At 35.0% G+C, this 26,675-nt stretch carries 27 protein-coding genes and 1 tRNA gene; 9 read left to right on the top strand and 19 right to left on the bottom strand.

Translation table 11 applies throughout. From position 1 onward, the window contains the following. Positions 1-304: 304 nt before the first annotated feature. Positions 305-775: an Lrp/AsnC family transcriptional regulator gene (locus AC2117_RS10640; protein ID WP_004642558.1), complete on the top strand. Its 471-nt coding sequence runs from the start codon at positions 305-307 to the stop codon at positions 773-775. Positions 776-819: 44 nt separating this feature from the next. Here the strand turns inward: AC2117_RS10640 and AC2117_RS10635 are convergent, their stop codons facing one another. From AC2117_RS10635 to AC2117_RS10625, 3 genes are all read right to left on the bottom strand, one after another. After that, on the bottom strand, positions 820-1,569 hold the full coding sequence (locus tag AC2117_RS10635) for a YebC/PmpR family DNA-binding transcriptional regulator (RefSeq protein ID WP_003651352.1): 750 nt from the start codon (positions 1,567-1,569) through the stop codon (positions 820-822). 160 nt (positions 1,570-1,729) lie between these two features. Next, on the bottom strand, positions 1,730-2,275 hold the full coding sequence (locus AC2117_RS10630) for a 1-acyl-sn-glycerol-3-phosphate acyltransferase (RefSeq protein ID WP_042896580.1): 546 nt from the start codon (positions 2,273-2,275) through the stop codon (positions 1,730-1,732). 176 nt (positions 2,276-2,451) lie between these two features. After that, positions 2,452-3,024, bottom strand: coding sequence for a TetR/AcrR family transcriptional regulator (locus tag AC2117_RS10625; protein ID WP_133973948.1), 573 nt, complete (start codon positions 3,022-3,024; stop codon positions 2,452-2,454). 278 nt (positions 3,025-3,302) lie between these two features. Here AC2117_RS10625 and AC2117_RS10620 point away from each other — a divergent pair, with 278 nt between their 5' ends. Continuing rightward, complete coding sequence (locus tag AC2117_RS10620; protein ID WP_197730903.1) at positions 3,303-4,166, top strand: iron-containing redox enzyme family protein; 864 nt, start codon at positions 3,303-3,305, stop codon at positions 4,164-4,166. Positions 4,167-4,351: 185 nt separating this feature from the next. On the opposite strand, the gene AC2117_RS10615 is transcribed toward AC2117_RS10620, so the two are convergent. Next, a tRNA-Ile gene (locus AC2117_RS10615) sits at positions 4,352-4,428 on the bottom strand. A gap of 1,220 nt (positions 4,429-5,648) precedes the next feature. Further along, complete coding sequence (locus AC2117_RS10610; RefSeq protein WP_133973944.1) at positions 5,649-6,533, bottom strand: LysR family transcriptional regulator; 885 nt, start codon at positions 6,531-6,533, stop codon at positions 5,649-5,651. Between the two features lie 89 nt (positions 6,534-6,622). On the opposite strand from AC2117_RS10610, the gene AC2117_RS10605 reads away from it, so the two are divergent. Further along, a complete protein-coding gene (locus AC2117_RS10605; RefSeq protein ID WP_133973942.1) occupies positions 6,623-7,060 on the top strand; it encodes a PACE efflux transporter in 438 nt (145 codons plus the stop codon). 60 nt (positions 7,061-7,120) lie between these two features. On the opposite strand, the gene AC2117_RS10600 is transcribed toward AC2117_RS10605, so the two are convergent. From AC2117_RS10600 to AC2117_RS10590, 3 genes are all read right to left on the bottom strand, one after another. Beyond that, complete coding sequence (locus tag AC2117_RS10600; protein ID WP_133973940.1) at positions 7,121-8,536, bottom strand: purine-cytosine permease family protein; 1,416 nt, start codon at positions 8,534-8,536, stop codon at positions 7,121-7,123. Between the two features lie 245 nt (positions 8,537-8,781). Next, positions 8,782-9,246, bottom strand: coding sequence for a hypothetical protein (locus tag AC2117_RS10595; RefSeq protein ID WP_133973938.1), 465 nt, complete (start codon positions 9,244-9,246; stop codon positions 8,782-8,784). A 247-nt stretch (positions 9,247-9,493) separates the two neighbouring features. Beyond that, positions 9,494-10,423: a DMT family transporter gene (locus tag AC2117_RS10590; protein WP_202742293.1), complete on the bottom strand. Its 930-nt coding sequence runs from the start codon at positions 10,421-10,423 to the stop codon at positions 9,494-9,496. A gap of 93 nt (positions 10,424-10,516) precedes the next feature. Here AC2117_RS10590 and AC2117_RS10585 point away from each other — a divergent pair, with 93 nt between their 5' ends. Continuing rightward, positions 10,517-11,368 (top strand): LysR family transcriptional regulator, encoded by an 852-nt coding sequence (locus AC2117_RS10585; protein WP_133973936.1) that lies wholly within the window; start codon positions 10,517-10,519, stop codon positions 11,366-11,368. 90 nt (positions 11,369-11,458) lie between these two features. Here the strand turns inward: AC2117_RS10585 and AC2117_RS10580 are convergent, their stop codons facing one another. The 7 genes from AC2117_RS10580 to AC2117_RS10550 form a co-directional block, all read right to left on the bottom strand. After that, positions 11,459-12,085 carry a sterol desaturase family protein gene (locus AC2117_RS10580; RefSeq protein ID WP_133973934.1) on the bottom strand — a complete coding sequence of 209 codons (627 nt, stop codon included), beginning with the start codon at positions 12,083-12,085 and terminating at the stop codon, positions 11,459-11,461. A gap of 97 nt (positions 12,086-12,182) precedes the next feature. Further along, entirely contained in the window at positions 12,183-13,187 is a 1,005-nt protein-coding gene (locus AC2117_RS10575; protein WP_133973932.1) for an AraC family transcriptional regulator, read from the bottom strand. A gap of 84 nt (positions 13,188-13,271) precedes the next feature. Further along, positions 13,272-13,451 (bottom strand): hypothetical protein, encoded by a 180-nt coding sequence (locus tag AC2117_RS10570; RefSeq protein WP_017390526.1) that lies wholly within the window; start codon positions 13,449-13,451, stop codon positions 13,272-13,274. A gap of 557 nt (positions 13,452-14,008) precedes the next feature. Then, a complete protein-coding gene (locus tag AC2117_RS10565) occupies positions 14,009-15,028 on the bottom strand; it encodes a fimbrial protein (protein WP_133973930.1) in 1,020 nt (339 codons plus the stop codon). Next, complete coding sequence (locus AC2117_RS10560) at positions 15,025-17,481, bottom strand: fimbria/pilus outer membrane usher protein (protein ID WP_133976316.1); 2,457 nt, start codon at positions 17,479-17,481, stop codon at positions 15,025-15,027. Before AC2117_RS10560 ends, AC2117_RS10565 begins: the two co-directional genes overlap by 4 nt. Before the next feature lie 139 nt (positions 17,482-17,620). Next, positions 17,621-18,364 carry a molecular chaperone gene (locus AC2117_RS10555; RefSeq protein ID WP_133973928.1) on the bottom strand — a complete coding sequence of 248 codons (744 nt, stop codon included), beginning with the start codon at positions 18,362-18,364 and terminating at the stop codon, positions 17,621-17,623. A gap of 73 nt (positions 18,365-18,437) precedes the next feature. Then, a complete protein-coding gene (locus AC2117_RS10550; protein WP_133973926.1) occupies positions 18,438-19,010 on the bottom strand; it encodes a fimbrial protein in 573 nt (190 codons plus the stop codon). Positions 19,011-19,418: 408 nt separating this feature from the next. On the opposite strand from AC2117_RS10550, the gene AC2117_RS10545 reads away from it, so the two are divergent. Together AC2117_RS10545 and AC2117_RS10540 are read left to right on the top strand one after the other, a co-directional pair. Continuing rightward, positions 19,419-19,769: a hypothetical protein gene (locus tag AC2117_RS10545; protein WP_133973924.1), complete on the top strand. Its 351-nt coding sequence runs from the start codon at positions 19,419-19,421 to the stop codon at positions 19,767-19,769. A 63-nt stretch (positions 19,770-19,832) separates the two neighbouring features. Next, positions 19,833-20,045 (top strand): hypothetical protein, encoded by a 213-nt coding sequence (locus AC2117_RS10540; RefSeq protein WP_042896569.1) that lies wholly within the window; start codon positions 19,833-19,835, stop codon positions 20,043-20,045. 52 nt (positions 20,046-20,097) lie between these two features. Here the strand turns inward: AC2117_RS10540 and bioB are convergent, their stop codons facing one another. Next, positions 20,098-21,087: a biotin synthase BioB gene (gene bioB / locus AC2117_RS10535; RefSeq protein ID WP_042896568.1), complete on the bottom strand. Its 990-nt coding sequence runs from the start codon at positions 21,085-21,087 to the stop codon at positions 20,098-20,100. A gap of 96 nt (positions 21,088-21,183) precedes the next feature. After that, positions 21,184-22,275 carry a tRNA epoxyqueuosine(34) reductase QueG gene (queG, locus tag AC2117_RS10530; protein ID WP_227549192.1) on the bottom strand — a complete coding sequence of 364 codons (1,092 nt, stop codon included), beginning with the start codon at positions 22,273-22,275 and terminating at the stop codon, positions 21,184-21,186. A 26-nt stretch (positions 22,276-22,301) separates the two neighbouring features. On the opposite strand from queG, the gene AC2117_RS10525 reads away from it, so the two are divergent. Further along, positions 22,302-23,762, top strand: coding sequence for an NAD(P)H-hydrate dehydratase (locus AC2117_RS10525; protein WP_133973922.1), 1,461 nt, complete (start codon positions 22,302-22,304; stop codon positions 23,760-23,762). Positions 23,763-23,766: 4 nt separating this feature from the next. Here the strand turns inward: AC2117_RS10525 and ruvC are convergent, their stop codons facing one another. Beyond that, positions 23,767-24,312, bottom strand: a complete 546-nt coding sequence (gene ruvC, locus AC2117_RS10520; RefSeq protein ID WP_003651385.1) for a crossover junction endodeoxyribonuclease RuvC — start codon at positions 24,310-24,312, stop codon at positions 23,767-23,769. A 238-nt stretch (positions 24,313-24,550) separates the two neighbouring features. On the opposite strand from ruvC, the gene AC2117_RS10515 reads away from it, so the two are divergent. Both AC2117_RS10515 and AC2117_RS10510 read left to right on the top strand, forming a co-directional pair. Then, a complete protein-coding gene (locus AC2117_RS10515; protein ID WP_133976314.1) occupies positions 24,551-25,144 on the top strand; it encodes a helix-turn-helix domain-containing protein in 594 nt (197 codons plus the stop codon). After that, the gene (locus AC2117_RS10510; protein WP_133973920.1) at positions 25,141-25,686 is read left to right on the top strand and encodes a GNAT family N-acetyltransferase; all 546 of its coding nucleotides are present in this window, start codon (positions 25,141-25,143) and stop codon (positions 25,684-25,686) included. Before AC2117_RS10515 ends, AC2117_RS10510 begins: the two co-directional genes overlap by 4 nt. A 73-nt stretch (positions 25,687-25,759) precedes the next feature. Here AC2117_RS10510 and AC2117_RS10505 read toward each other — a convergent pair whose 3' ends face one another. Further along, complete coding sequence (locus tag AC2117_RS10505; protein ID WP_133973918.1) at positions 25,760-26,581, bottom strand: OXA-213 family carbapenem-hydrolyzing class D beta-lactamase OXA-822; 822 nt, start codon at positions 26,579-26,581, stop codon at positions 25,760-25,762. Positions 26,582-26,675: the final 94 nt, after the last annotated feature.

Below are 26,675 nucleotides of genomic sequence, written 5' to 3'. Positions count from 1 at the left end.
ATAACAATAATAATGCCAACTTTAAGAATTTAGAAAAATAATCAAATTTCTATGATTATCATCGGTCTACGTCCGAATAGTAGTGGGAATAAGACTTTATATTGAAAAAATTAAATGAGAACATGAAATGTTCTCTCTAAAATGACTCATATGCTTCGCTATTTGCACGGTTAAAATGCATAGCTGCAATAAAATATATAAAAGAAATAAACGTTTTAGCTATTTTTAAATCTTCCTATTTTAAATGCAGAGGAGTTGTATAGGGTATACTGTCCTCACTGTAAAATGCTGGCTGGAGATAACAATGGAGTTGGATCGTTTTGATAAACAAATTCTAGAAATTTTGTCTCATGAAGACTTAAATTTGAATGAACTTTCAGAACGGATCAATCTGTCAGTCAGTTCTGTGCATCGCCGGATTAAGCACCTGATTGAAGCCAACGTTATGGGACAGCTCAAAAGGGAAATTAATTTTAGTAAACTCGGCTTTACCTTGCACATCTTATTGCAAGTTTCATTGAGTAAGCATGACACTGAAACATTTGATAAGTTCCTTTCCGAAATAGAAGCAATTCCTGAAGTGACCAATGCATTTCTAGTGACAGGGCAAAGTGCCGATTTTATTTTGGAACTTGTAGCACGTAACATGGATGATTACAGTGAAATTTTATTAAGACGTATTGGAAAAATTGACAATGTGGTTGCGTTGCATTCCAGCTTTGTTATTAAAAAATATAATGTTTTTAACTGCTATAACTTATTAAATAAACTATAAAAAACGCACCTAATGGTGCGCTTTTTTTAATTCAAATGTTTGATTTAGGCATCAAGTTGAGCCAAAACCTCATCTGTGAATTCAACGTTGGTATAAACGTTTTGCACATCATCGAGATCTTCAAACATATCAATCATTTTAAGAATTTGTTTTGCTTGGTCGACATCAGTAATTTCGGCTTTTGTTGATGGGCTCATGACTACTTCTGCGTTGTCAGATTTCAAACCAGCAGCAGTAAGAGCATCTTGAACTTCACCAAAAGTTTCTGGCGACGTAATGACCAAAATTTCATCTTCAGAAATTTCAATATCTTCAGCGCCAGCTTCTAAAGCAACTTCCATGATTTTGTCTTCTAAAGAAACATCTTCAAAAGTAATTTCACCACGTTTAGTAAATAGATAAGCGACAGAACCTGCTGTACCTAAGTTACCATTTGTTTTACTAAAACAGTGACGTACATCTGGTACTGTACGGTTTAAGTTGTCTGTCATTGTTTCAACAAGAACAGCAACACCGCCAACACCATAACCTTCGTAAGTTACTTCTTTTAAATCATCATTATCTTCACCACCGGCACCACGTTGGATTGCACGGTTGATGGTGTCACGTGTCATATTAACTGAAAGAGCTTTTTCAACTACTGCACGCAGACGAGGGTTGCTAGCAGCATCTCCACCACCAAGTCTGGCAGCAGTCACAATTTCACGAATATATTTAGTAAAAACTTTACCGCGACTTGCATCTTGTTTCGCTTTACGATGCTTAATATTGGCCCATTTAGAATGACCCGCCATGGACGTGAACTCCAAAAAAGAAAATGCAAAAGTGCTGGAATATTAGCATAGGCTTAGTTTTGTTGAAAACTGTTGTCCTGCGTTTTGTTAGCCAATTGAATAAGAATAATAAGCTTAAGGCCTAATGAGTGAGATTAGGCTGAATCAAGTCTAATTTGATTTAGTTAATTTTGACGTCTATGTCAAATTGCGCATATAGCTCTTTAATGGTTTCCAAATCTTTTTGTAAGTCTGTTGGGTAAATTTTGCCTAGAATTCCGCCTTGTTTGCTTCGTGCGTTGGCATACATAAGTACAATAGGAACATTAGCTGCTTTAGCAATATGCCAAAAACCTGTACGGATAGCTTTACGTTCAGAACCATCTTTCGCACGAGTAGCTTCCGGAGCAATCACCAAGTTAAATGTTTCATGATTTTGAAATTGTTCAACCATTTGAGAAACAATATCTTTACTTGCTTTACGGTCAACGGGAATGCCACCAAGTTTTTCTAAAATTGGCTTAAGGGGACCTTTAAAAAGTTCTTTCTTTATTAAAGTATGAATCTTAATATCTAAAATTTGGAAGAGAGCAATAGATAGCACTGCGTCTAGATTTGAGGTATGTTCAAAGCCAATAATAACTTGTTTTTTTTCAAGAATTTTGGGATCTACATTATAGGTCCAACCAGCAGCTTTAAAGATAGAGTTACCTAGAAATTTTTTCATAGATCAGTGCAAGGTGATAAATTTTCAGGATTCTAATATGAGTTTGTAAAAAAGCCTAGAAAAATTATGAAAGCTAAAGTAGCGCATTAAGAATTAAGCTTATCTAAGCTATAGAAGATTTAAAAAGTTCTTTTTTATTTTTCTTTTAAACTTAATAAACCTAGATAATTTTAAAATTAAGAGACCTGCTGAGGTATCTCTTCATGAATTAAATATTCAATATATTGCCAAATTTTTTCAGGGTTAATAAGCGTTTTATCTGTTGTTCCATCAATAATCATCCCATCAATAATAGAAATAATGATGTGAGTAAGTGGAGTAGGGTTTTCTATACCTAATTTAGTGAGCTGTTCTTGCAGTAAATGAGTTAACCACTTCGTATACTCGTAAAATGGTTCACGAATTGAAGTATATTGTTTAGATACTTCAATAAATGCTTTTTTAAATAAACATCCATTAAATGTTTCACTATTGATCCATTCAATATACCAATTAAAGATAATTTGAATTTTCTCAAGTGGGTTAGCATCTTGACGTAAATTTAGTTGTTCATTAATTGAATTTTGAATATTTAAATTTCGATGCTGCAAACACTCCATAATTAATTTTTCCTTTGAAGGGAAATATTTATAAAATGTCATTTTTGCAACGTTAGATTCAGCAATAATACGATCAACACCTGTTGCATTGTAGCCAATCTGATTAAATAAATTTAAAGCAGTATTTATAATATCTTCTTTTTTTGACATTACTATTCCATATAGTTAGAACTAATTATAACTTAATCTAAAAAATTAAAATTTTAATATCAATTATCATAGTAAAAAAAGGGCTTGGATACAAGTTTATATTGTGATAATGATTATCATTAGCTTAAGTTTTTTTTAAATTTCTATTTGATTTCGTATGATTTTAATTCTAATATTGATTAATGAGGGAACATATTTAAATATTAATTTAAGTCATTGTTTTTATAATAAAATATGTAAAAATCGATCAGGCTTCAATAAGTTTAATGAGAGTAGATATGCCTAAGAAATTTGAGAATTTTAATAATCCTAGAAAGAAAGCTCTCGCAGGGATGAAGCAAAGCATTTCAGCCGAACTATGGGAAAAAAATTCAGACTTTTTGACCCAATTAAGAACAAAAATTGCTAAACATGCTGTGTCACATCATCCTGCAATTGATATTTTAAATAACGGAAAAATTAATAAAGAAAATTTAAAAAAAATTCACTTAGAATATCGTCATGCAATTGTACAAACTTTTACTGATGCACTGCTCATGGCCCAATTTCAAACTAAACAATTAGAGCCAAGGTTGCATGCTGGCGCAAAAATGTTTCCACGTTTTCTTTTAAGTCTAAATATCTTTGATGAGTTTGGGTTTCGACCAGGTTTAGACAAAGATGGTTATTATCAGGGAAACCCAGAATATGCCCATTATCCTTTATTTGAAGATGTATTAAATGATTTTGGTATTACAGAAGAAGATCGTTTGACTTATCAACCAAGTGATATTGCAGATCAAGTTAGAGTGTTTTTAGAAAATGCTTATCATGACTATAAAGCTGTTTCAGCCTTATTAGCAGTCGCGGAAGAAGAGGTCATCCTTTACAGTCCACCTTTACGTAAAGCAACTAAAGCCGTAGGTTTGGAGGTGGAGGGTGGTGGTTATTATCATGTACATGGTATTTCTGAAGATGAGAGTGCCGAAGCCGCGGATGATGATCATGAAGAAGACTTGTGGTATGTCTTGATGCAAGCTTGTACAGAAGAAGATTATAACTATATTGAAAAGATATGCTTAGAGTATTGTGATTTATGGGAAAAGTTCTGGGATACTCAATTAGAGCATTCGGAAACTATGCGGAAACAAATCTTAGCCTAATTGATGCAATAGAAATATTCAGCACAAGAAGAAAATTTATTTTAAAAAAGTTAAAATTTGGAAATAAAAATATATTTTAAAATTTGATAATTAAATTTTAAGTATTGTTTATAACGGTGAGCCATATTCTGTTCGAATGCATATTAAAAAACCCCATAAACTTTTTGGTTTATGAGGTTCGTATTTGGTGGGCCCACACAGACTTGAACTGTGGACCAACGGATTATGAGTCCGCTGCTCTAACCAACTGAGCTATAGGCCCTATATACAAGAAAAGCTTTTAATCTCAAGGCTTTTCAGTGCGTGCAATACTAATCAATTTTTTAATTAAACACAAGTCATTTTCTAAAGTAGGTGCATAGCAGACTCAAAAAAAATTGTGTTATTTTGGTTAAGTATTACAAGCGATATGGATTCTAGCGTATGAGTACTTCACGAGTAAAGTGTACTAAGTTATTTATCGATCAATTAGAACTTATTCCAGCCAGCAGTTTATAGCGATAGAGTCCTCATTGTCTTTTCGATTCGAATTATTAATGCTTTTAAAATACATATCGTTTGAAATTTAACCAAGTTGTGGGAGGTTGTTTGGATAATGCTGACAAAATAAAGTTAGATCAGTTTAATGAAAAGTAGTAGAGCACAAGCTGATTTGTATATATATGTATTGTGCACAATTTATAAATTTTTGATCGAAAATTATTTTAATAATAACTATAAAAATATTTTGAATAAAATTAAATCAGGAAATTATATTTATAGAATTGATGATTTATTATTTTTAATATGGATTTTTCTGTGAATTTATAGAAATTGTAATAAATATATTAAAGATAATTAAATTTTTTCTAATTGATTTGAATCAGAGCCCCTAATTAACATTCTAAAACTAAGAATAAAAATAATATTTATAAAATTAATTTTGTTTCAGAATATGTGAATAATTTTTTTCATGCTTTTAAATATAGGATATGATCTTAAATTACTCATAGAATATTAAGAAGCAAAGTATCTAAAGTTGATAAGTAAAGCTTTAAGGGTGAAATAAAAAAATAATGAATGAAAGTGAGGTCATCTTAAAATTAAGCGATTTATCTCATTTTATTAAAAAATTAGTGCTTTTTGGTAGAGAAAATGAGATTTTTTTCATTGAAATTTCTTTCTTTTTCTAATATGTTTTCTATATAAAACTTAAAATGTGACTGTTTTCACGCTGAAGTCAAATGATTGTATTTTATTGATTTTATTCTTGACTAAAATGCTAGGTTTTAATAAAGTATAAATGTATTATTCCAAAATAAAAAACTATTGCTTAGTCCTGAAATACAGTAAGAAGCCTGCTTTTTTAAGTAGGCTTCTTGCTTTTTGTAATATTGAGAAAATAGGGCAGAACAATATTCTAAATTTTTAAAATAAATATATATAACCAGAAATAAAACCATAAAGAGAGACTTATGCTTGCTCAGAACTAAAATATAAAAGTTATAAATTTTCTTGAATCATTTGGATGAGTTCTCGAGCCGCTTTAGATAATGGACGGTCTTGAAGCCAAATTAAATAAATGGATAGGGGTAAATGATTTTTGGTATTTTTAAAATCTAAAAGAACTAACTGACCTTGATCGATTTTTTCTTGTACTAATGATAATGGAAAATTTCCCCAGCCGAGTCCTGCTTCAACCATATTAATTGCTGTTTGTAAACTATTCGTTTTCCAGTACATTGCACCAATAATTGAACGAGAATCTGTCACTTCATGGTCACTACTCGCTACTACAATTTGTCTAATATTGATTAACTCTTCAATAGAAAACTGCTTTGTTTTCTCTTGTAGAAGACTATGACTAGACGAAATCGTGGCAACTACTGTTTCCGTCATTACCAATTGCAAATTTTCACGCATTTTTATATTTAGGTCTGAGCCGGCTAAGCAGAGACTAATTTCTTCCGTATAAAGTAAATTGACGATGTCATCTTGAGGGGCAGTAATAACTTCTATATTAAGTAATGGGAATTTATCGGCTAGTTTTTTTATTGAATAAAATAATAATTTGGTATTTACATCTGAAACAACGCCAATGCGTAATTTAGTTTCAAGCCCTAAAGAAAGTTCATGGGCATGCGTACTAAATAGCCTAAGCTGTTCGGAAATAATGCGAGCTTGAGGCTCTAAAGCTAATGCCGTAGAGGTTGGAATGACCTTTCGAGGAGTTCGTTCAAATAAGGTGTACCCCAATTCTGCTTCCAAATTAGCAATGGCCATGCTGACTGCCGAAGGTACCCGATTTAATTTACGAGCGGCCGCAGAGAAAGATCCCGCATCGAGTACGGTGATAAAGAGTTCAATATTTTCACTGTTAAAATTCATTTTGATGTCAGCAAAACTGAAAACTATTAACTTTATATATGATTTTAACTGAAATTAAAATATAAAAAATTAAGCAGAGTTTGTTGATTATGCAAGGTGTAAAGCGTCGAATCGTATATGTTTCTTCTTATGAAGTGATTGGAATGATTATTTCATCAGTAGGGTTAGCTTTTTTGGCAGGTGATAGTGTGGAACATACAGGACCACTTTCTGTCATGATTACGACCATCGCTGTAACTTGGAATTTTATCTACAATATTTTATATGAGAAGTGGGAGGCAAGGCAAAGCAGTAATATCCGTACAGTCAAACGTAGAGTTGGGCATGCAATTGGTTTTCAGCTTACTTTAGTCCTGTTTTTAATTCCTCTTATTGCATGGTGGATGGATATCTCTCTGATTGCTGCTTTTTGGTTAGACGTGGCCTTTATTATCATTATTCCCATCTACACTTTTATTTTTAATTGGAGCTTCGATAAATTATTTGGGCTACCTATTTCAGCACAGGGTAAAGCCCTACAAGAATAGCCCTCAAATTATTGCAATAAGCTATCAAAGTATTCGACTTTGATAGCTTATTGAGTTTTACTATTTAATTTGGTCAATGACTAACTGTTTAGAAAATTTGAGTTGAGCCTTTTTTGCGAAAATATAATAAATCAGTGCTGTAGTGATCAGTCCAACAAGCCATGATAAATCGATTCCTCCTAACATGGCAGCAATTTGCCCCGTATAGAATTTACTATCAATAAATGGCAGTTGAATCAAAATACCTAAAAAGTAGCAAGTAATACCGATTCGATTCCAACGGCCATACTTGCCATTTGGATCATAGAGCGCATCTACATCACATTCTTCTTTAGAGATAAAGTAGTAATCAACCAGATTAATTGCACTCCATGGAATAAAAAAGGTAAGTAAAAACAAAATAAATGCTTTAAAAGCACTTAAGAAAGTGTGCTCGCCAATAATTGCTATAAAGGTAGAAATGACCACCATAGCAAGAACAATGAATAATCTTGTTATTTTTGAAATTTGATTTGTCGATTTAAAACTATTCCAAATCGTAGCAACACACATAAAACTACCGTAGGCATTTAAGGTCGTCAGAGTAACTTTCCCGAAAGCAATACTAAAATATAAAAAGGTCACGGCTAGGGCAATAGGGTTCATTCCAACCACATATTGAACCTCATTTCCAACAAAATTCCCGTTTGCAACCTGAGCAATCAAAACGCCTAAGGTCATTGAAATTTGTGAACCTAATAAAGAACCTAAGCCAACCGCCCAGAAAACGCGAGATGAAGATGTTTTGGTTGGAAGATAACGAGAGTAGTCTGCAACATATGGTCCAAAAGAGATTTGCCAAGAAGCAGAAAGTGAAACTGCTAGTAAAAATGAAGACCAACTGAAATGACGTACTGCTAAGAGTTCTGAGAAATGAGAAAGAGCTAAAATTTGAGTCAAAATGATAACAAAAGCAATCAAGCCAATAATACTGGCTACTTTGCCTACCACATGAATTAAACGATATCCAATCGTTGCAAATAAGATAATAAAGCAAGCATAAATTAAGATGCCAGTTGTATTGCTGACATGTGCTAGGTGCGCTATTGCTTTACCTGCGAGTACTTCTCCAGTTGCTGTAAATCCAATATACATGAGACAGACGAGTATGATTGGAATACACGCACCATATACCCCAAATTGAACACGACTTGAAATCATTTGCGGAAGGCCAAGTTTTGGACCTTGAGCAGCATGTAGAGCCATGACAGCAGCACCAAAACACTGTCCCACAAATAAACCAATAATCGACCAAAAAACATCTCCACCTAATACAACTGCTAGTGCACCCGTCACAATGGCCGTGATTTGCAAATTGGCACCAAACCAGAGAGTGAATTGAGCAAACACTCTGCCATGTCTTTCATTCTCTGGAATAAAATCAATACTTCGGTTTTCAATAAAACTACTATTTGGTTTCTCAGCCGATGAGTCCATTACACTCTCCCTGTCCTTTAAGAGTCCACTCTATTTTTATTAAGTCCGCATTTGTACAAACAAATACAAACATGTATATACAAGTAATTTTGGAAAGAATCAAATACTTTTTGAGGCTGTAGAACCTAAAAGTGGCTTAAATATTTCATAGATAAATAAAAAATTAATTAGATTGATTTTGTTTTTAATAGATTTAAAAGATAAAAAAATAATATATAAAAAAGCCCTCTATTGAGGGCCTGACTTTATACATTCGTGTCTAATATAGCTTGAAAAAAAGTTGGAAGTTCAGAGAATTGGACGAGTTGAGTTTTATCTTCTTGTTTATAATAATATTGATAGTTTGGAGTTTCTGAATAATTATCTAAATATTGAGTTGCATCGGTAAATTGTGCTTTTGCAACTGGCTTGTCTTTTTTAAATTTAACAATAACAGGGTTCACCGAATTTAATTTTACAGGAACACCGTTCTCAAATTTAGCAGTTTCAATTAATAAAGAAATTTTAAAATTTCCAAAATTCACACAAAAATGACCTCCATTTTCTGTTTTAATTTCATGGTCAGAGAAAAGATCTTTAAATAAATTCTTTAAAGATTCTCTGTGTTTATCTAAAGCAACTTGAAAGTCATGATCTTGTTGCTCTATTTTTTCTTGCTCTTCTTGTAGCAATTTAGCTTGCTTTTCAATGGTTGTAAAATCCAGCTTCATTTTAATATCTCCATTGGTTGTTTTAAAACTATATATGGCAATCTTTGATTAAGTTTTAAAGAAACATATATTATTTGTTACAACGGAATAATTAAGATGAGCTTTTGTGATAAATAATCAAAAATGTAAAAATATATTTTAAAAATAAAACTTATAAAATTAAAGAAGTTATTAAATAAATAGTTTTTTATATTTGAAAATACTGCTACATGATAAATATAGAATTTTTAATGTAGCAGCATATTTCCTATTTTGTACAATGTTTAACTATAAGAGGAGTTCCTTTAATTTTTAAAAGACCTCCGCTACTTATTACACCAAGCATGACTAAAGCTGTACCTACCAATTGCCAGATATTGAGAGACTGTCCTGTAAGGAGGGCGATCAGCATACTGAACACTGGTACAAAGTTAAAAAAGACGGAAGCACGTCCAGCGCCTAACTTTTGTATGCCATTAAACCAGAATAAATAAGCAATCATTGTAGAGCAGATAATTACATATCCCATGGCTAAATGGGCATTTACAGGCGCAGAAGTGATGGCTGTAAGAGGATCTTCAAATATCATACTCAACACGCCAAGTGTTATTGCCCCGAACATCATAGAAAAAGTCGTTGTTTCTAGCGGAGTGGCATTTTTTACATAGCGGCGAGATAAAACATTAGCTAAGCAAAATCCAAAAGCCCCTAACAATATAAATAGGTCTCCAATATCTATTTTTAGGTGAAGTAACGTTGTTATATGTCCTTGACTAATGACGAGTAATACGCCACTTAAGCCGAATAAAACGCCTAAAAACTTACTAGGGGTAAGTTTTTCACCGTCCAATACAATTGTCATTAATAAGGTCATCAACGGTGTAGTTGCCATAATTAAGGCCCCATTCACCGCAGATGTAGTCTGTAAACCATAAAAGCAACCTATGTTGAATCCCGCAATGCCGACAACCCCAATAATAAGATAGATAAATAAATTCTGACTTAAGGCTGCCCATCTTAGTTTGCCTGTTATTGAAAAGATCAGGAGTAAGCCTAGGCTTGCAATTGAAAACCGTTCAGATGCGGCAGATAGCGGAGGCATATGTTGAATAATATAAGACATTGCATTAAATGCTGATCCCCAAAAAAACATCGTTATTACAACACCAGCATAGGCATAAGCCACCGTTCTGTTCATCGACAGGCTCCCTTAAGAAAGGTTTTATTCTGGGCAATTATATAAAGGTGTACAATTCCGTATTAATACACTTCTGATGTGAAAATTTGCACAATGATAGATTGGGAAAATTTACATTACTTTTCAGTTTTTACTGAAGAGAAGTCACTGTCTGCTGCCGCAAGAAAATTGGGCGTAGATCATGCAACTGTATCCAGAAGAATTGCGCAGCTAGAACAAAACTTAAAACTTAAATTAGTGGATCGTAGACCACGCACATACATACTTACCCCAGATGGGGAACGTCTTGCACAAGTCGTCGGTCGTATGATGGAAGAAACTTTTTCTATTGAACGTTTAACTCAGGCAGGTCAGCAAGAAGTAATGGGGAGTGTTTCTATTAGTATGCCTCCTTTAACGGCGGCGCATCTTATCATGCCTCATCTGGGAAGATTTTATCGTCATTATCCACAATTAAAATTACGTGTGCTCGGTGATGTTCATTATGTATCTTTACAGCATAGTGAAGCTGATATTGCTGTACGATTTGGACGTCCTAAGGATGAAAATTTAGTTGCTCGTAAAGTAGGTGAAATTCCTTTTGGAATATATGCTGCTTCAAATTATTTGGCTTCAACAGAACCTGAAAATTATGAGTGGATTAGCGTAGAGGTAGGTGGAGTACATGGCCAAAAACAGCAGAAATTAAAAGAAAAATTAGGCCATAAAGAACCTATAATGGTCACAAACCATCCTGAACTTCAGTGGAGAGCAGCATGTGGTGAAGCTGGGTTAGCTGTCTTACCTGATTTTTTAGGAACACTGAGTAACTTGATAAGATTGCAAGACGATCATCCTATGAGTGCTGAAATCTGGTTGGTAACCCATGAAGATTTGCGGCATAGCCCTGCAATACGTGTAGTAATGGATTTCCTGGTGAGTTGTTTCGAGCCTTTTAGAATATAAACTTGGCTAATAAATGCTAAATCTTAGACGTCTGTTTAAAGAAGCTGCCATTTTTCCGCAGCTTCTTTTGAATTTAGTTAGATCAATACACTAGGTCAGACTAACTTCTATGCCTTCACGTAAATTAGATTCATCTTGACGAGAGTTTAAATCAATTTTGGCAAAAGACTTAGCAAGTAAACGTCTAGCAGCTGAATTAATAGGTTTTTCTACCCATTTAGGTAATTTTATCCCTAAAGGATTAGTTTCGGTCTGAGATACTTCGGTAGTTACTCTTGTTCCCATAATATAGTCAAACCAAGGTTTAGTAACGCACCAATTAGCATTCTGATTACTTGTCATATGGTGATCATAATGCCAAGGAATACGCTTTTTTGCATATTCTGGATCTAAATGAGACTTAGCATGCACACGCCAATAATTCCATATACCATAATAAAGGCCCGCTGCAAAAAAAGGAGCTACAGGTAAAAAAATGGTAGCAGCACCTGCTAATCCAATTAAGGCTGTTTTTTCATTATAAATTTCAGCATTTTTAAGCATAGATTCGGCATAGCCTTCATCATGAAAGCCATTTAAACGGGCACGCTTATGATGTGCGATATGGGTGAAAAGTGGACTATTGCGATACTTGCTTGGAAATTCATGTAACCAGACTTTATGAAAGTACCATTCAAGACCATTGGCAACAAAAACACCTACAGGAAATCCAAACATATTGAGTACTTCTTCTTAATCACAATTTAAATTCATTGTAAAAGAAGAACGTTTTATCCCTTTGACCTAATAGGCAGTAGACCAATTGCCTTTAGAATCAATTTGATTGTTTTTGTTTGCGGTGTCGATAAGCACTTGGAGTTTCATTGGTCCATCGTTTGAATGCGCGTGTGAATGCAGAGGGCTCTGAAAAACCGGTTAAATAAACAATTTGATCAATAGTTTCTTGTGTATTAGCAAGCAACCGTCTGGCAAGTTTTTCTCTATGTTGATTTAGAATCTTTTCATAATTTGTATTAATAGCTTGTAAATCAGCGCGAAGAGTCCGAGGATTGCGGTTTAATTGTTCTGCAATCAATTTTTGATCAAATTGCCCAGATTCAAGTAATCCATTACTAAGCAAACGTTCAATCGCATGAATGAGCTGGTGCTTTTCTAAATTTAATAACTGTTGTTCCGCAAGAGTTTCATGGATTTTTAATAATTCTGGTTCAGCAGCTGGCGAGGTCTTATTTAATAGTACACTAGGAAAAACAATAGTACCTTTTGTTTGGTCTAGAATGACGGGGCATTCCCACATCTCTTGATAAGTTTCAGGCGAGGCACCTTGTTGATAAGGTAGAGTAATGTGAGTAGGTCTGAATTCATTATTCGTAATATATTTAAAAAAATTAAGAAAAATACCAATTCCACATTCTAGATAATGTCTTACGGGATGCTCAAAACCCGATAATATAGCTTTATCTTCATTAATGGTTAAGTAAAGGCTAAATACATCTGTAAGTAGAGTTTGATATCTTAGTGCGCGCTGCAATCCTTCACCAAATGTAGAGCTGCTCAAAAATAAATATTCAATGACCAACCCTCTGAAAGGGGGCATTTGCTTACCTACATGTAGACCAATGTCTGTATCTTGGCTAATTTCTTCAGCGGCTGTCCAAAATCGTTGTTGGGTAGAATTATCTCTGCGAATATTTTTATCGGGTGGTTGATTAGGCAAATTTACACTTGCAAAAATAGATGCTGCATCTAAGCCCATCTTTTGCATAGTCTGGTAAGTCATCCATAAAAAAATTCCAGCGTCTGAAGAATTTTTAGACATAATTTGATGACCACCCTATAAACTATAGCGCATATTCAACCATGATTTTATTGCTGATTCTATATCTAAGAAACTTATATTAGTTTAATTATCAGGAAAGAAACCCGCATCTTCACGTGCTTGTTTTAAAGCTAAGATAAAGGAGGTTAATAAAAGTAAACCTATAAAAAAAAGAAAAAGATCAATGTTACTAATCGCAAAACCTATACTTGTAGCACCTAGACTTAGTAATAAGATACATAATATTTTCCAAAAAATGAGCATGTTACGTTCTGATAAAAAGTCTAAAGATATTATTGGCAATTGAAGGGGATTTCTAAATTTATTTATGTTTTTTTTATTATAAATTATGTAATTCTCTGAAATTTAAATTTTTATGGTTTTGACTTAAATCTTTGAAATTAAAAATAAATTTTTATTTGGGTGACTTGAGGGCTATCTTTTAATTTTTCTTAAAATTAAGTTTTTATTAATTAATAGAATGATAATTCTTTAGAAACACTATAAAATAGCTTTTATAAATAAAATTTATTTATTTAATTTATTTAGAACAATGTCTTATGTTGTCTTTTAGAATTTTTGTTAAAAAAAAGACTTGATCTTTAAGCTGATTTTTGAAATTATACTCATGCAAATTGTGATCTATTTCCCACAATTTGTATTTCAGGTTAAGTGGTTATCACTAATGCTCATTTGCTATTTTTGCTTATGAGCATTTTTTTATGTGATTTTTTAATAGAACTACAAAGTTTGAAAATTATGAGTTTTTGAGTTCTCTTGGTAGCATTGAGCTTATTTTTTAGTAATTTTATAGATAGTTGTTAATCATATTGAATCGTCACCGTCACTGTGGCTTTAACCTCACCTGCGGTTACATTGGTGGCAGTCTGATAGTAACGAGCAGTTAAAGGAATATCATATTCAACAGTTTGGTTGGAACTCACCATACCTATATTTAGTTTGCTTGCTTTTTGAATCGGCTGATTTGCTCCATTCATATTCCATAACAGTTCGACACCCACACCGTTGGCTTTGATTGAATTCGCGGCACTGTTGTTAATCACCTGATTATTTGAGTTATCAGAATTATAATCAAAACTTAAGCTGATCGTATTGCTCGTAGCGATCCCAGAGTTGTTTTCGCCGCCATTACATAAGATTGACAGATTAAAATTCTGTTCTCCTTGGGTTGACCCAATCGCTCTAAAGCCTGATTTCATCACGGTTGGAAGTTGAACTGGTGAATCTACACCATTTTGAATTTCACAAGATGAAGACGCAATAAGAATAGGGGCATTACTTAATACAGTAGTAGTTAAAAATGGGCGATTTTGTTGTCCTGATACATAATAGGTGCTGTAACGACCTGCGACTAGTGCTCCAGAACCTGTTGTCATGGCAGTTTTAATCACCTCCATAACAAAATACCCTGGGGAAAGCGTATATGCTTTATTTGGTGTTAATGTGCGTCTATAGGGATAATATCCTGAAAAATCTGAAGCATCGGCTGCTTCGCGATAAAGACGGATACCGATACCGGGAATATTGGTTGCATAAACATTATTACCTATTGGGCTAATTGGATAATTTAAGGGGAGAGCTGCAATAATTTGATCACTCGCACGATTACAAGTCGCGGTTGAATTATTGGGAGATATTGTAAAAGTATTCTTTTGTAAGATTGTTCCTATGGGATCATTTGGTTTTACTACGATTTTACCTATATTCATTGGAATATCGACGGTAGTAAATCCTTTACTTAAATTACAATTTGCATTTGTATGGCTATAAGCAAATAGACTCACTGCCAAAAATCCAATTTTTTTTAAAATATTATTCATTTACAGACTGCCTTTGTCATAATAATTGGTTGGTTGTTATGCTTTATTTGATCCGCTATATCGTATTCAATCTCGCATTTTTCAGTACTTGTATTTCCCCATTTCACATATAAACGGTCATGGGTTAAGGGTGTTCGTAAATAAATGCGACTGCCTTGCGCGACAATGCCTATTACTTCGTTATTCTGGTTGTATACCTGTGCGGCAAAAGGTAGATGTGAGCCATCTAATGTTGTTGTACTAATAAAAAGTGCATAACCTTTTTTTGTTGAGAATTGAACTTTAGTGATCGAACCTGCATAAGGGGCAATCCGTAAACTGCTCTCACCAAGTTCAACTTGTGTGGACATGTTTTGTGGATCAAGGGTGATGTCATTCATACGATAAGGCGTAACATAGGGAATAACGGCATATCCCTTTTTGTTAATACTGAGCCCTGGTGTGTTACCAACCTGTGCTCCAGCAGCATCCGGTGCATAGACCAGTACCATAGTTTGAGCCTGATCTGGCCCAAACAGAATTCCTTGGGAATGTGCAACAACATTGCCACTTAAGTTAAGCATTTCTTGTTGGTATGAATCTGCGTGGCTGAATGAAGCACCTAGTGTTGTATAGTTTGTTTTATAGGTACCATTAATATTTAGGTTGGTTTGACCATGGTCCTGATTAGAAATTGATGCGCCGTAGTTTAAGCGACTTCCTGTAAAGCCACTGAAGCTTAAAGTCTGACTATCCTCACCAATAACACTATTAAAAGTTAAAGAATTTTTCTTAAAATCGAGTGGAAAAGATAAAGAAGCTAGGAACTGCGTATCTTGACCTGTGCGAGTACCACCTTCATCAACTTCGCTGCTCATTGCGGATAAACTATAAGTTAAATCTTTAAATTGATTGCTATAACCTAATTGAAACTGTTTATTGGTCGTGGGTTGATTCCAATAGTTTATCCATGAACCCACTAAATAAAAATTTCCCCATTGCTTTGGAAGAACTTGATTTAAAGTAATCTGGAATTCACTTTTTTGTTTTCCTACGGAAAAGCTATCAATATTTTGTTGTTGTAAATCTTGAATTAAAATTGCATTACGTAATTTGAGGTAGTTCTCTGTTGAATAGCGGTAAGTAGCTAATGTTAAATTAGTATTTGTTGGAGAAAATAGTCTACTGTAACTTAAGCGATAACTTTGACCTGTCATTTTAGATTGATGATCAAACTCAGCTTTTGATTGAGTGGCATCAAAAGAGACAGCTCCAATGGGTGTTGAAAAAGCTGTGCCTACTAATAACGAGAGATACTGCTGGGTTGCTTGAACCGCACTGTAAGTTGTGAGGTAGTTATTAATTCCTCGTTGATATTTACCCTGTATCAGCCATGGATTTAGGCTAAGGTTTGAATCTCGAAACTGCCCTAAAGTAAAAGAGTATCGACTCATTTGAGGGCGTAGCATTTCGACGACAGAGGCATATGGAATAGAGAATTTTTGAATTACTCCATTAGACTCAATTACAGAAACTTGTAGCTCGCCTCCAAATCCTGTTGGGTAAAGATCATTAATTTCAAAGTTTCCGGGGGGGACCGTTGTCTGATAAATTAAATTGCCTTGTTGCCTAACCTCGACTTTCGCATTGGTTTTTGCATAACCTCTTACTCTGGGAGCATAACCAAGCATACTGTTGGGAAGCATTCGGTCATCACTTGAAATATTTACGCCGCGAAACGGTAACGAATCAATAAAATCACTATTAGTAAAATAATCGCCTAAAGTCAGAACCCCATGAATTTTTGGAAATGCTTTTTGTATATATGTATTTGTTGAAGTATAAGAAGAATGATCAGTTTGAAAATCAGTATGGTCTTGCCATTTCCATTGTCCATTATGGCGAAATTGCCAACTCGCTAAATTTGCTCCAAGATTAGTCCCCATAAAGGCATATGTACTTTCATGTTGTTCGTTAACTATCCGATAAGCAGTCGCGTTATATGTCAAAAAAGCTGCATTAATACCTCGATCCCACAAATGTGGGTCGATATAGCCCTGTGCATTTTTTTCTAATGTGACTTGGGGGATAGAAATATCAATTCTTAAACGGGAGCTATCAAATAAATAAAAAGCATTATCTATCCAAGTTCCGAGTGCGTCACAAGAAAGAGACGATGTATGAGAATGTTTGTTAAGCACATCAGCTTTTACGCCATATTCTAGTAACATGGCTTCTGTAAAACAGGTTTCGGCATTTAGGTTAGGAGAGCTGGCATTAAAGCGCATGCGCCGCTTACCCAGCCATTGACCATTAATATAGACATCTAAGCTATATTCACCAGCTAAGATGGGGTTTCCATATTTGAAACGACCAATATCAATTTTTTGCGCATTACCTACTAAAAAATTACTATCAAACTCTGCTTTTGAGAAACCTGAAACATCGGTACTATTTTCGGCATATGCAGCCAAAGGCATACATACCGCAATACTTGAGGCCACATAACAAGTAAAAGGGCTTTTTAAACATATATAAGGTATAAACCATTTAGACATAGTTTTAGAGCCTATTCATGATAGGTATTTAGGTTTTTTAAGTAATACAGTAAGGTTAGAACTTTATTGGGTGCTCAACTCTTCCACCATAATCATTGATATATACAAAGCTCATATCTGCTAAATTTTTATTTTTTAGTTTTATTTTATCTTCGGAAAAAGGGACAACCATTAAACCTTGTTGTAATAAGTCTATTTTATGGCCTTCACTTCCTTGAAAAATGGAGCTAATAGTCAGGAAAAAGGGTGTCGGGTTCTTTACTACTAGATATTGATCATTCATTTTCCATTGAACTTTCTCATTTAGTTGTTCAATATTTTCTTTTAGATTTATAGGGCGATAAAAAAATTTAATGCGCGAACGAACAGCAAGCTGTAAAAAATTATTAGAAATAGAAGTGGTCTGGTCTTGTTGAGTTTTACCTTCAGGTTTAGGAGGTATATCTAAAACATTAAGCCAAAAAATTGATTCTTGTTGCTGACTTAATTGAGAAGTATGAGGTAGAGCTGTAATTCTTAAAGTTTGGCCCTTAGTTGCTTCTACTCGTGAAATCGGTGGAGTAATAATGAAAGGCACATTTGCTTCATCAGGAGTTAATTTTGCATTTCCATCATCAATCCAAGCCTGAACAAGAGACGGAGCTGTCCCATTATTGCTTAGTTGTAATGTGATCTCACGTGCATTTGAAGGATAAACGACACGAGTTCCATGTAAAACAATTTCAGTATGACCTGTGGTAGTCAGTGCTACCTGTAGGCAAACTAATCCCCAAAAAAACTTACGACCACGAAAAAGCATGAGTCATATTCTCAATCATGAATAATAGATAGGAGATAGCTTCTACCTTTAAATAGAAGCTTCAATTTTAATTTTATTGATAAATAATGGTGTATTTTACTTGCGATGTTACCGTACCCGCAGTAGAAGCACCTGTAGCATAGTATTCAGCATAATAGTTAAGGTCAGCATCACCACCTGCCGAAACATTCACCCATTGTGAGTTGGTCTGAGCCGCATTCGTGCCTGTAGCGAGTACAGGGATTACAGCATTATTACTGCCTAGCAACTGGATATTCACGTTTGTTGCGCCGCCTGAAGTTGCTTGGTTTAATAAACGACCAGTATTAAAGTCAACGGTAGCACCCGGTTCAAAATAGGTGGCTACTTTACCAGCCGAAGCACAGTTCGTTAAATTAATTTGAAATGGGGTACGGCCAGCTACATCACCTGCATTTTTTAAGGTTTGAGATGAAACTGTAGGCAGGTTAATTGTTAGATTTTTATCTCCAGTATCAATTGTACAAGTATTATCCGTGACAAGACCATTAATAGTAATTGTGCCATCTGCAGCTTGTGCATTTGTTATATTTAAGAGAGAAACTGCCGCTATAAAAATAAACTTTTTCATAAAATCCCCAGAATAGCCTTTTAAAATAAAATCCATTACTTTTTAGCAAGTTTATTCTGCTTAAGTAAGGCGAAGGAAATATATCACTTTTCAATCAAAAAACAAGAAAAACATTATATTTATATATATTTTGATCAGTTATTTTTATTAATGAATATTTTGGAAATATATTTTTTATCATTTGGTAAAAAATCTTTTTATTCATTTTTAAAATAAAATTAAAAAATTAGTAATATTTAAGTATTTGTATTTTATTAAATTAATTTATTTTTGAAATATTTAAGATAAGAATTACTTGTTATTTTTGTTTAAGATGTTGTTTTATATATAAAAAATATTTTTTAATTTATCTTGTAAATATATTTATTTTTTAAGAATTTTTTAAGATTCAATTCCTACTGTCTTAGTTGTAATTCAATAAAAGATAATCTGGAGTTCCGTTCCATGAATAGTATGAAGTATAGCTATAAACCTAATTACTTTTTCTTTGCTCATAAACTAGTTTTGTTTTTGAAGGATTATCTCATTAAGCACCCAACGGAGCAGCAGACTTCGTTTAACTTACAAACGATTTATGACATCTTTAGCCATGATCTTGCTTCAAGTACAACTAATCTTGAAGGTATCTTAAATATTGCAGATGAATATGTCTTTGAAACAGAAGAAGGGTTACTTCCATTGATCAGTAAGCACTCTGTTAATCTCAAAAATCATGTGCTTTCTTTGGAATTTTCACCACAAGCTTTGACAAGCTTATTGTCAGGTCGTTCTTTAGTAAACCCTAAAGCAGCTTAGATTTGCTTTTAAGGTAGAGTTAACTCATATAAAATTCATAAAATTTAATTTTAAGAGTTGTTTATGAGTAAAGACTTTAAGGCCTTAACTTATATTGCGGATGATAATATAGCAGATACAGTGTCTTGGCTTTTACATCATCAAGATGTTTTTGATGCTTTTAATTTTGATGTGTTGAGCCAAGAGTTGTCTGTAACGCATGCAGCAGGAAAAGACATTATTCGAGTAGGGACATTTCTTAATGCCACTTATGGAATTTTAGTTACTTCTGTCTAAATAAAAAAAAGCCCTGAATAATCAGGGCTTTTTTTTATTTTAATGCCTTGAGTTACGCACTCATGGCATTTACTGATAAGTCAGCAACTGTTGGTTTTGGTTTTTCTGCAGTTAAGCCGAGTTTGTTAAACAACGCTTGGTCTTTACCTTCACCTGCATTTGGTGTGGTGAGTAACTTATCACCAGAGAATAATGAGTTTGCACCTGCCATAAATGCTAATGCTTGATCTGAATCACTTAATGATTCACGGCCAGCAGATAGTCGAATATAGCTATGCGGCATAATAATACGTGCAACCGCAATAGTACGGATCCATTCAATTACATCAAGTTTTTCAACATCTGCTAAAGGCGTTCCTTCAATTGGAACAAGCATGTTAATTGGTACAGATTCAGGATGAATTGGTAGGGTAGCTAATTCATGTAATAAACCAACACGGTCTTCACGACTTTCGCCTAGACCCACAATGCCGCCACTACAAACTTTCATTCCAGCTTGGCGAACATAATCTAGGGTATTTAAACGATCATCAAAAGTACGCGTGCTAATAATGTGAGAGTAGTACTCACGAGATGTATCTAGGTTGTGGTTATAATAATCTAAACCAGCAACTTGTAGGCGCTCTGCTTGAGATTGGTTAAGCATGCCTAAAGTCATACAGGTTTCCATACCTAATGCTTTTACTTCACGTACCATTTCTAACACATAAGGCATATCGCGTTCATGCGGGTTACGCCAAGCTGCGCCCATACAAAAACGTGAAGAACCTGAATCTTTTGCAGCTTTTGCTTCGCTAATCACTTTTTCTACAGCAATACGTTTTTCTGCTTCTAATTTTGATTCGTAATGTGCAGATTGTGAGCAGTACTTGCAATCTTCAGGGCATTTACCCGTTTTAATCGATAAAAGGGTGCTGACCTGAATCGCATTGGCAGTGAAGTGCTCGCGATGTACTTGCTGAGCCTTGAAAACTAAATCCAAGAAGGGTTGTTCATATAAAGCTTGGATTTCTTCACGATTCCAATCATTACGTAGAGTCATTGTCATATCCATGATGATGGCATTAATTCACTACACATAATCATACAGAATTCGTATTAAAGCTATAGGGCAAAAAACATCATTTTTTTAATTTGATCATTGAAGTTGGTTGAGTTGTTGCTCAATTGCCCAATCAATATGCACATTCACAATATCATCATGCAAAATTTTGCCATTTTGTAGTTGAGCTACAATTTCCGTTGAATAGGGAGCATTTCCTAAACCAATAGCAATATTACGTTTAAATGATTGATAACCTGTTCGGCGAATTGGACTACCTTCTGTATTAGCTAAAAAAATAGCTTCATCCCATTGCCAGATGTCTAAAAGACTGATGCTGTCTAATCCATTTCTAGGATTGAAATCGCTAATGGACGCAGTTTTGGCAAAACTATTCCATGGACAGATTAATTGACAGTCATCACAACCAAAAACTCGGTTACCAATACCAGCACGTAATTCTTCTGGAATGATTCCTTTATATTCGATGGTTAAATATGCAATACAACGCCGTGCATCAAGCATATATGGTTCTACAATGGCTTGAGTTGGACAAATATCAATACAAGCACTACATGAACCACAATGAGAGGTCGTTGGGCCATCAAAAGGTAAATCGAGTGATGTAAATAGTTCACCCAAGACAAAAAAAGAACCTGACTTTTTGTGAATGAGCAATGTATGTTTACCCGTCCAGCCCATTCCGGCACTTTCAGCTAGTGATTTTTCAAAAATAGGGGCTGAATCGGCAAAAGGACGTGATTCAAAATCACCAACTTTTTCACGAATGCGTGTGGCTAAAGTTTTCAATCTACCACGCATGACCTTGTGATAGTCTCGACCACGTGCATATCGGGCAATAATTGCAGAGTTCGGTTCGAAAGGTACATAACGCGGCTTTGGTGACTCAACCAAATAGTTCATACGAACGCAAATAATACTTTTTGTGCCGGGAACTAATAACTTGGGGTCAGCCCGCTTTTCTAGATTTTCTTCTAAATAGGTCATATCTGCATGATAGCCACGTTCAAGATACTCTAAAAAACGAGGCATTTGCTCTTGAGCATCTGGTTTTGCAATGACACAATCAGCAAAACCCAAGTCTAATGCTTGAGCCTTGATCCACGCTTTTAATTCATGAAGATCAAGTTGTTGCACCGTAATGCGTGATGTATCGGAAGATGTCATAAACCAAAACAGAAGAGGATAATAATATGCAGACGGTAGTTTACCATAGCGATGATATTCAAGCATGGGAGCAACGCTGGTTTGCTGCACAAAACTCATCATTAGGTTTAATGCAACAAGCGGCTTGGTCAATTGCTCAACAGTTAATTAAACTTTTTAAAGAGCAGTCTATTAAAAATATTGCTGTTTGGTGTGGACAGGGCAACAATGCTGGCGATGGCTACTTTATAGCAAGTTATCTAAAACGAGCAGGATTCCACGTTGAAATATTTGCGGCTGAATTAGGCCAGTCAGTTAATCTACATTGTGCTGTGCAATTCGCTATAGAAAAGAAAGTCCCGATTCATCAAAATTTTAATGTTGAAAGAATTTTTGATTGCCATATTGATGCTTTATTTGGTATTGGCTTGAATCGTGAGTTGAATGCCGATTGGGAACAGGCTATTCAACAATTTAATGAACAAACGGGCCTAAAAGTTTCTGTTGATATTCCAAGTGGTTTACAGGCAAATACAGGCTGTACCTTACCTTGTGCAATACGAGCTGATCATACATTTACAGTTTTAGGACTTAAAGCCGGATTATTTACAGGTCAAGGCAAAGAATATACAGGAGAGCTTCATTTAATTGATTTAATTCCTATAGACCAAGAGCTGAAACCGTTAGCCTATTTAACATCAACAAATATTAAACTTCCTAAGCGATTAGCATTTGGTCATAAAGGGAGTTATGGACATGTTTTAGTCGTTGGCGGGCATGAACAAATGGGCGGTGCTGTAATTATGGCTGCCGAAGCTGCTTTTCATGCGGGAGCGGGTAAAGTCACGGTGGTTTGTCATCAAAAGCATCATCAGGCTATTTTGTCACGGGCTCCTAATATTATGCTCCGTAATATTAATGACTTAACTGAAAAGTCTATTAAAGATATTTTATCTCAGGTTGATGCAGTATGTTTTGGAATGGGGTTGGGGCGTGATGATTGGGCAAAGCAGATCTATCAACAATGGTTTAATTTGTTAAATCAGAGTACACACCTAGAAATTGTTTTAGATGCGGATGCTTTATGGTTTTTAGCAAAACAACCCCAAAAATTGAATGCACATATTTCTTTAACGCCTCATCCAGGAGAAGCTGCAACATTACTTGAGTGTTCCATTACTCAGATTGAGAATGACCGAATCTCCGCGATTTATGCCTTACAACAAAAATATGCAGGGCTGTGGGTGCTTAAAGGAGCGGGTAGTTTGATTTTAGAAGATACTCTTTATATTTGTACCCAAGGGAATGCTGGTATGGGAACTGGAGGGATGGGAGATGTGCTAGCGGGAATGATTGCAAGTCTAAAAGCACAATTCCATAAGGCAATTGCATTACATGAAATTGTTACCCTTCACGCTCAAGCTGGCGACCGACTTGCAAAACAAGGTATGCGGGGTTTACAGGCTTTTGAGATGAATCAGGCCATTACTCAAGTCGTGAACCAATAAAACTTTAACGTCTACGACTGCTAGAGCGACTTCGTCCACGTGCCATACCACCTAAGGCATTAAGGACAGACAGTTTACTCATACTTCCAGATGCATGAGCATGGCAAATTGCTGCTGCTAGTGCATCTGCCGCATCCGCCTGAGGTTTAATGGTCAGGTTAAGTAGTCGCATGACCATCATTTGTACTTGTTCTTTATCCGCGGCTCCATAACCAACAACAGATTGTTTAATTTGACGGGCAGTATATTCTGCAACTTGTAAATCTAAATTGACCAAAGCGGCTATTGCTGCGCCCCGTGCTTGCCCAAGTTTTAGAGCCGAGTCTGGGTTTTGGGCCATAAACACTTGCTCAACAGCAGCTTCAGTTGGACCATGAAATTTAACAATACGTTCAATACCAGCAAAGATACGTTTTAAGCGTTCGGGCATTTCCTTAGTTTCTGTTCGAATAGTTCCTGCATCGATAAAACGTAATTTGCTACCATCTTTTTCAATGATTCCATAACCTGTTAAGCGTGAACCAGGGTCAATCCCAATAATCAAAGACATGCGAAGGCTTACATAAATAATTTAAAGGTATTGTTACATACCAAAATATGATCTGCATGAGTTATTTAAGCAAGTCATTTATGAATGGTTATTTTTCGTTTTTTAAATAGATTTTTTGGGATTATTACAAAGTATAGTTTTTCAAGATTTCTAAAAAAGAAAAAATCTTTGATAATTGACAAGATTCTAGTTTAGTGGAATATTTATCTTGAATTTTGGAAGTGAAGTTTGTGGTTGTATGGAAGATATTAATATTCGCATTGCACAGCAAGTACGTGAACTGCGTTTAGCTCGTGGATATACCCTTGATGTTCTTGCTACACGATGTCAAGTAAGCCGCTCTGCAATTTCTTTAATTGAAAGAGGTGAGGCGAGTCCGACAGCGGTTGTCCTTGAAAAGCTAGCAAATGGTTTAGATGTGCCTTTGACTCAACTCTTCGCTAACCAACAAGGCAATCAATCACCTGAGCCCATTGTTCGGCGTAGTCAACAATCAGAATGGAAAGACCCAGAAACAGGTTATATTCGCCGTCAAATTTCACCTCCAAATTGGAAGTCTCCATTTCAGATTGTTGAAATTGAGTTTCCAGCTCAGTCACGAATTACTTATGAAATTAGCGAAACTTCCAAGGTCGTACAACAGCAACTTTGGGTAGTGGAAGGGAAAATTGATATTCAATTAGGTAAATCTTCTTATGCTTTAAGCACAGGGGATTGTTTGGCAATGCAACTAAACCAGCCCGTTATATACAGTAATAATTCATCTCAAGTCGCTCGCTATATTTTAGTCGTCTCTAGTCAACTCGTCTCTGCCGTTAAGGAATCTTTATGACCTATGCCCTCGATTCTAATTTTCGCTTAATTGATTGTAATGAAGCAGAACATTCAGTGGCTATATTAGAGATTCTGAATGAAGCAATTATCAATTCTACCGCTCTATATGATTATGTACCGCGTTCCGAAGAGTCGATGAAAAATTGGTTCTCAGTTAAAAAAGAAAATGGCTTTCCCGTGATAGGGGTTGTTGATGAGACTGACAAGTTATTGGGTTTTGCGAGCTGGGGAACCTTTAGGGCTTTTCCTGCCTATAAATATACCGTTGAACACAGTATTTATATTCATTATGAGCACCGTGGTAGCGGATTAAGCAAAATTTTAATGCAAGAGTTGATTCGGCGAGCTCAAGAGGCCGAGCTCCATGTATTGATTGGTTGTATTGATGCGACCAATCAGGCAAGCATCGGTTTACATGAAAAAATGGGCTTTACTCATGCAGGCACTTTTAAACAAGTCGGTTTTAAGTTTGGGGAATGGCTCGATGCAGCCTTTTATCAGTTAAATTTGAGCACACCATTACATCCAGTTGATGGCTAATACATTAAGATTCAACTTTTAAAATCAAAGAAATAGCCCAGCATAAAATTCAAAATCTAAACTGGGCTATAGGTTATAGAATCCCTAATTGTTCTAAGCCTTTATAAGCAATTTCTTTGCGAATAGAGCTAGGAGTTCCTTTTTTCATTTCTAAATTAAGTGAGAATGCCACAATTTCTCCTTGTGGTTGAACGACCCAGCCTGTTAACCAACCAACTTGTGGTTCAACATCCCATCCCCAACCACTTTTGGCATAAATTCTACGTCCATTCTTTTCCTCGATGAACACCATTGATTGAACTTGTTCTTGTACATCTTTGCTGAATGGAAGTGTTTTATGGGCCAATTGATAAGCAAACTGGGCTTCTTGTTGAGGTGTGATTTTTAGTGGACCAACAAGCCAAAAATTATCTACTTTTGAACCAATATTGGCATTACCGAAACCAATTCGTTTCACCTCTTTAGACATAAGGTCTAGACCAATTCGTCGGGCTAATTCTTGATAAACTGGAATAGCAGAAGCTTTCATGGCATTGCCCAGAGTCATATCTTTTTCCCAGTCAGGAAATAAACGTTTTTGCCCATCCCATTTAAACACTTCAGTTGCAGTTGCCTTATGGTGTTCAAGTCCAATTAAAGCATTTAACATTTTAAAGGTAGAAGCTGGAACATATTCAGTTGATGCTCTTTTAAGGTCATTGCCATAAATTTCTTCTTTTTGCTCTCGCTTAATAACCAAAACGCCTGTGGTCTGCGCTTGATCAAACAGTGATTTAATTTCTTCTGAATTTTTATTGGCAGAAATAGAATATATTTGATGTTGTTCCACCGTATTAGAAGAACAGGCAGATAAAAATAGGATGCTTGTTGCAACGATAAGGACTTTTTTATACATAAGTTTGACTAAGTTTAATTTGAAATATTACTAATTAATTTAACTTGAATAGAACAGCCTTAGATAGTAGAAATGTAAGCTATCTAGGAAATTT

Source organism: Acinetobacter calcoaceticus, from assembly GCF_900520355.1.
GTDB classification, from domain to species: Bacteria; Pseudomonadota; Gammaproteobacteria; order Pseudomonadales; family Moraxellaceae; genus Acinetobacter; species Acinetobacter calcoaceticus_C.
Note: the sequence above shows the minus strand (reverse complement) of the source record. Positions and strands in the feature narration are given on the sequence as shown.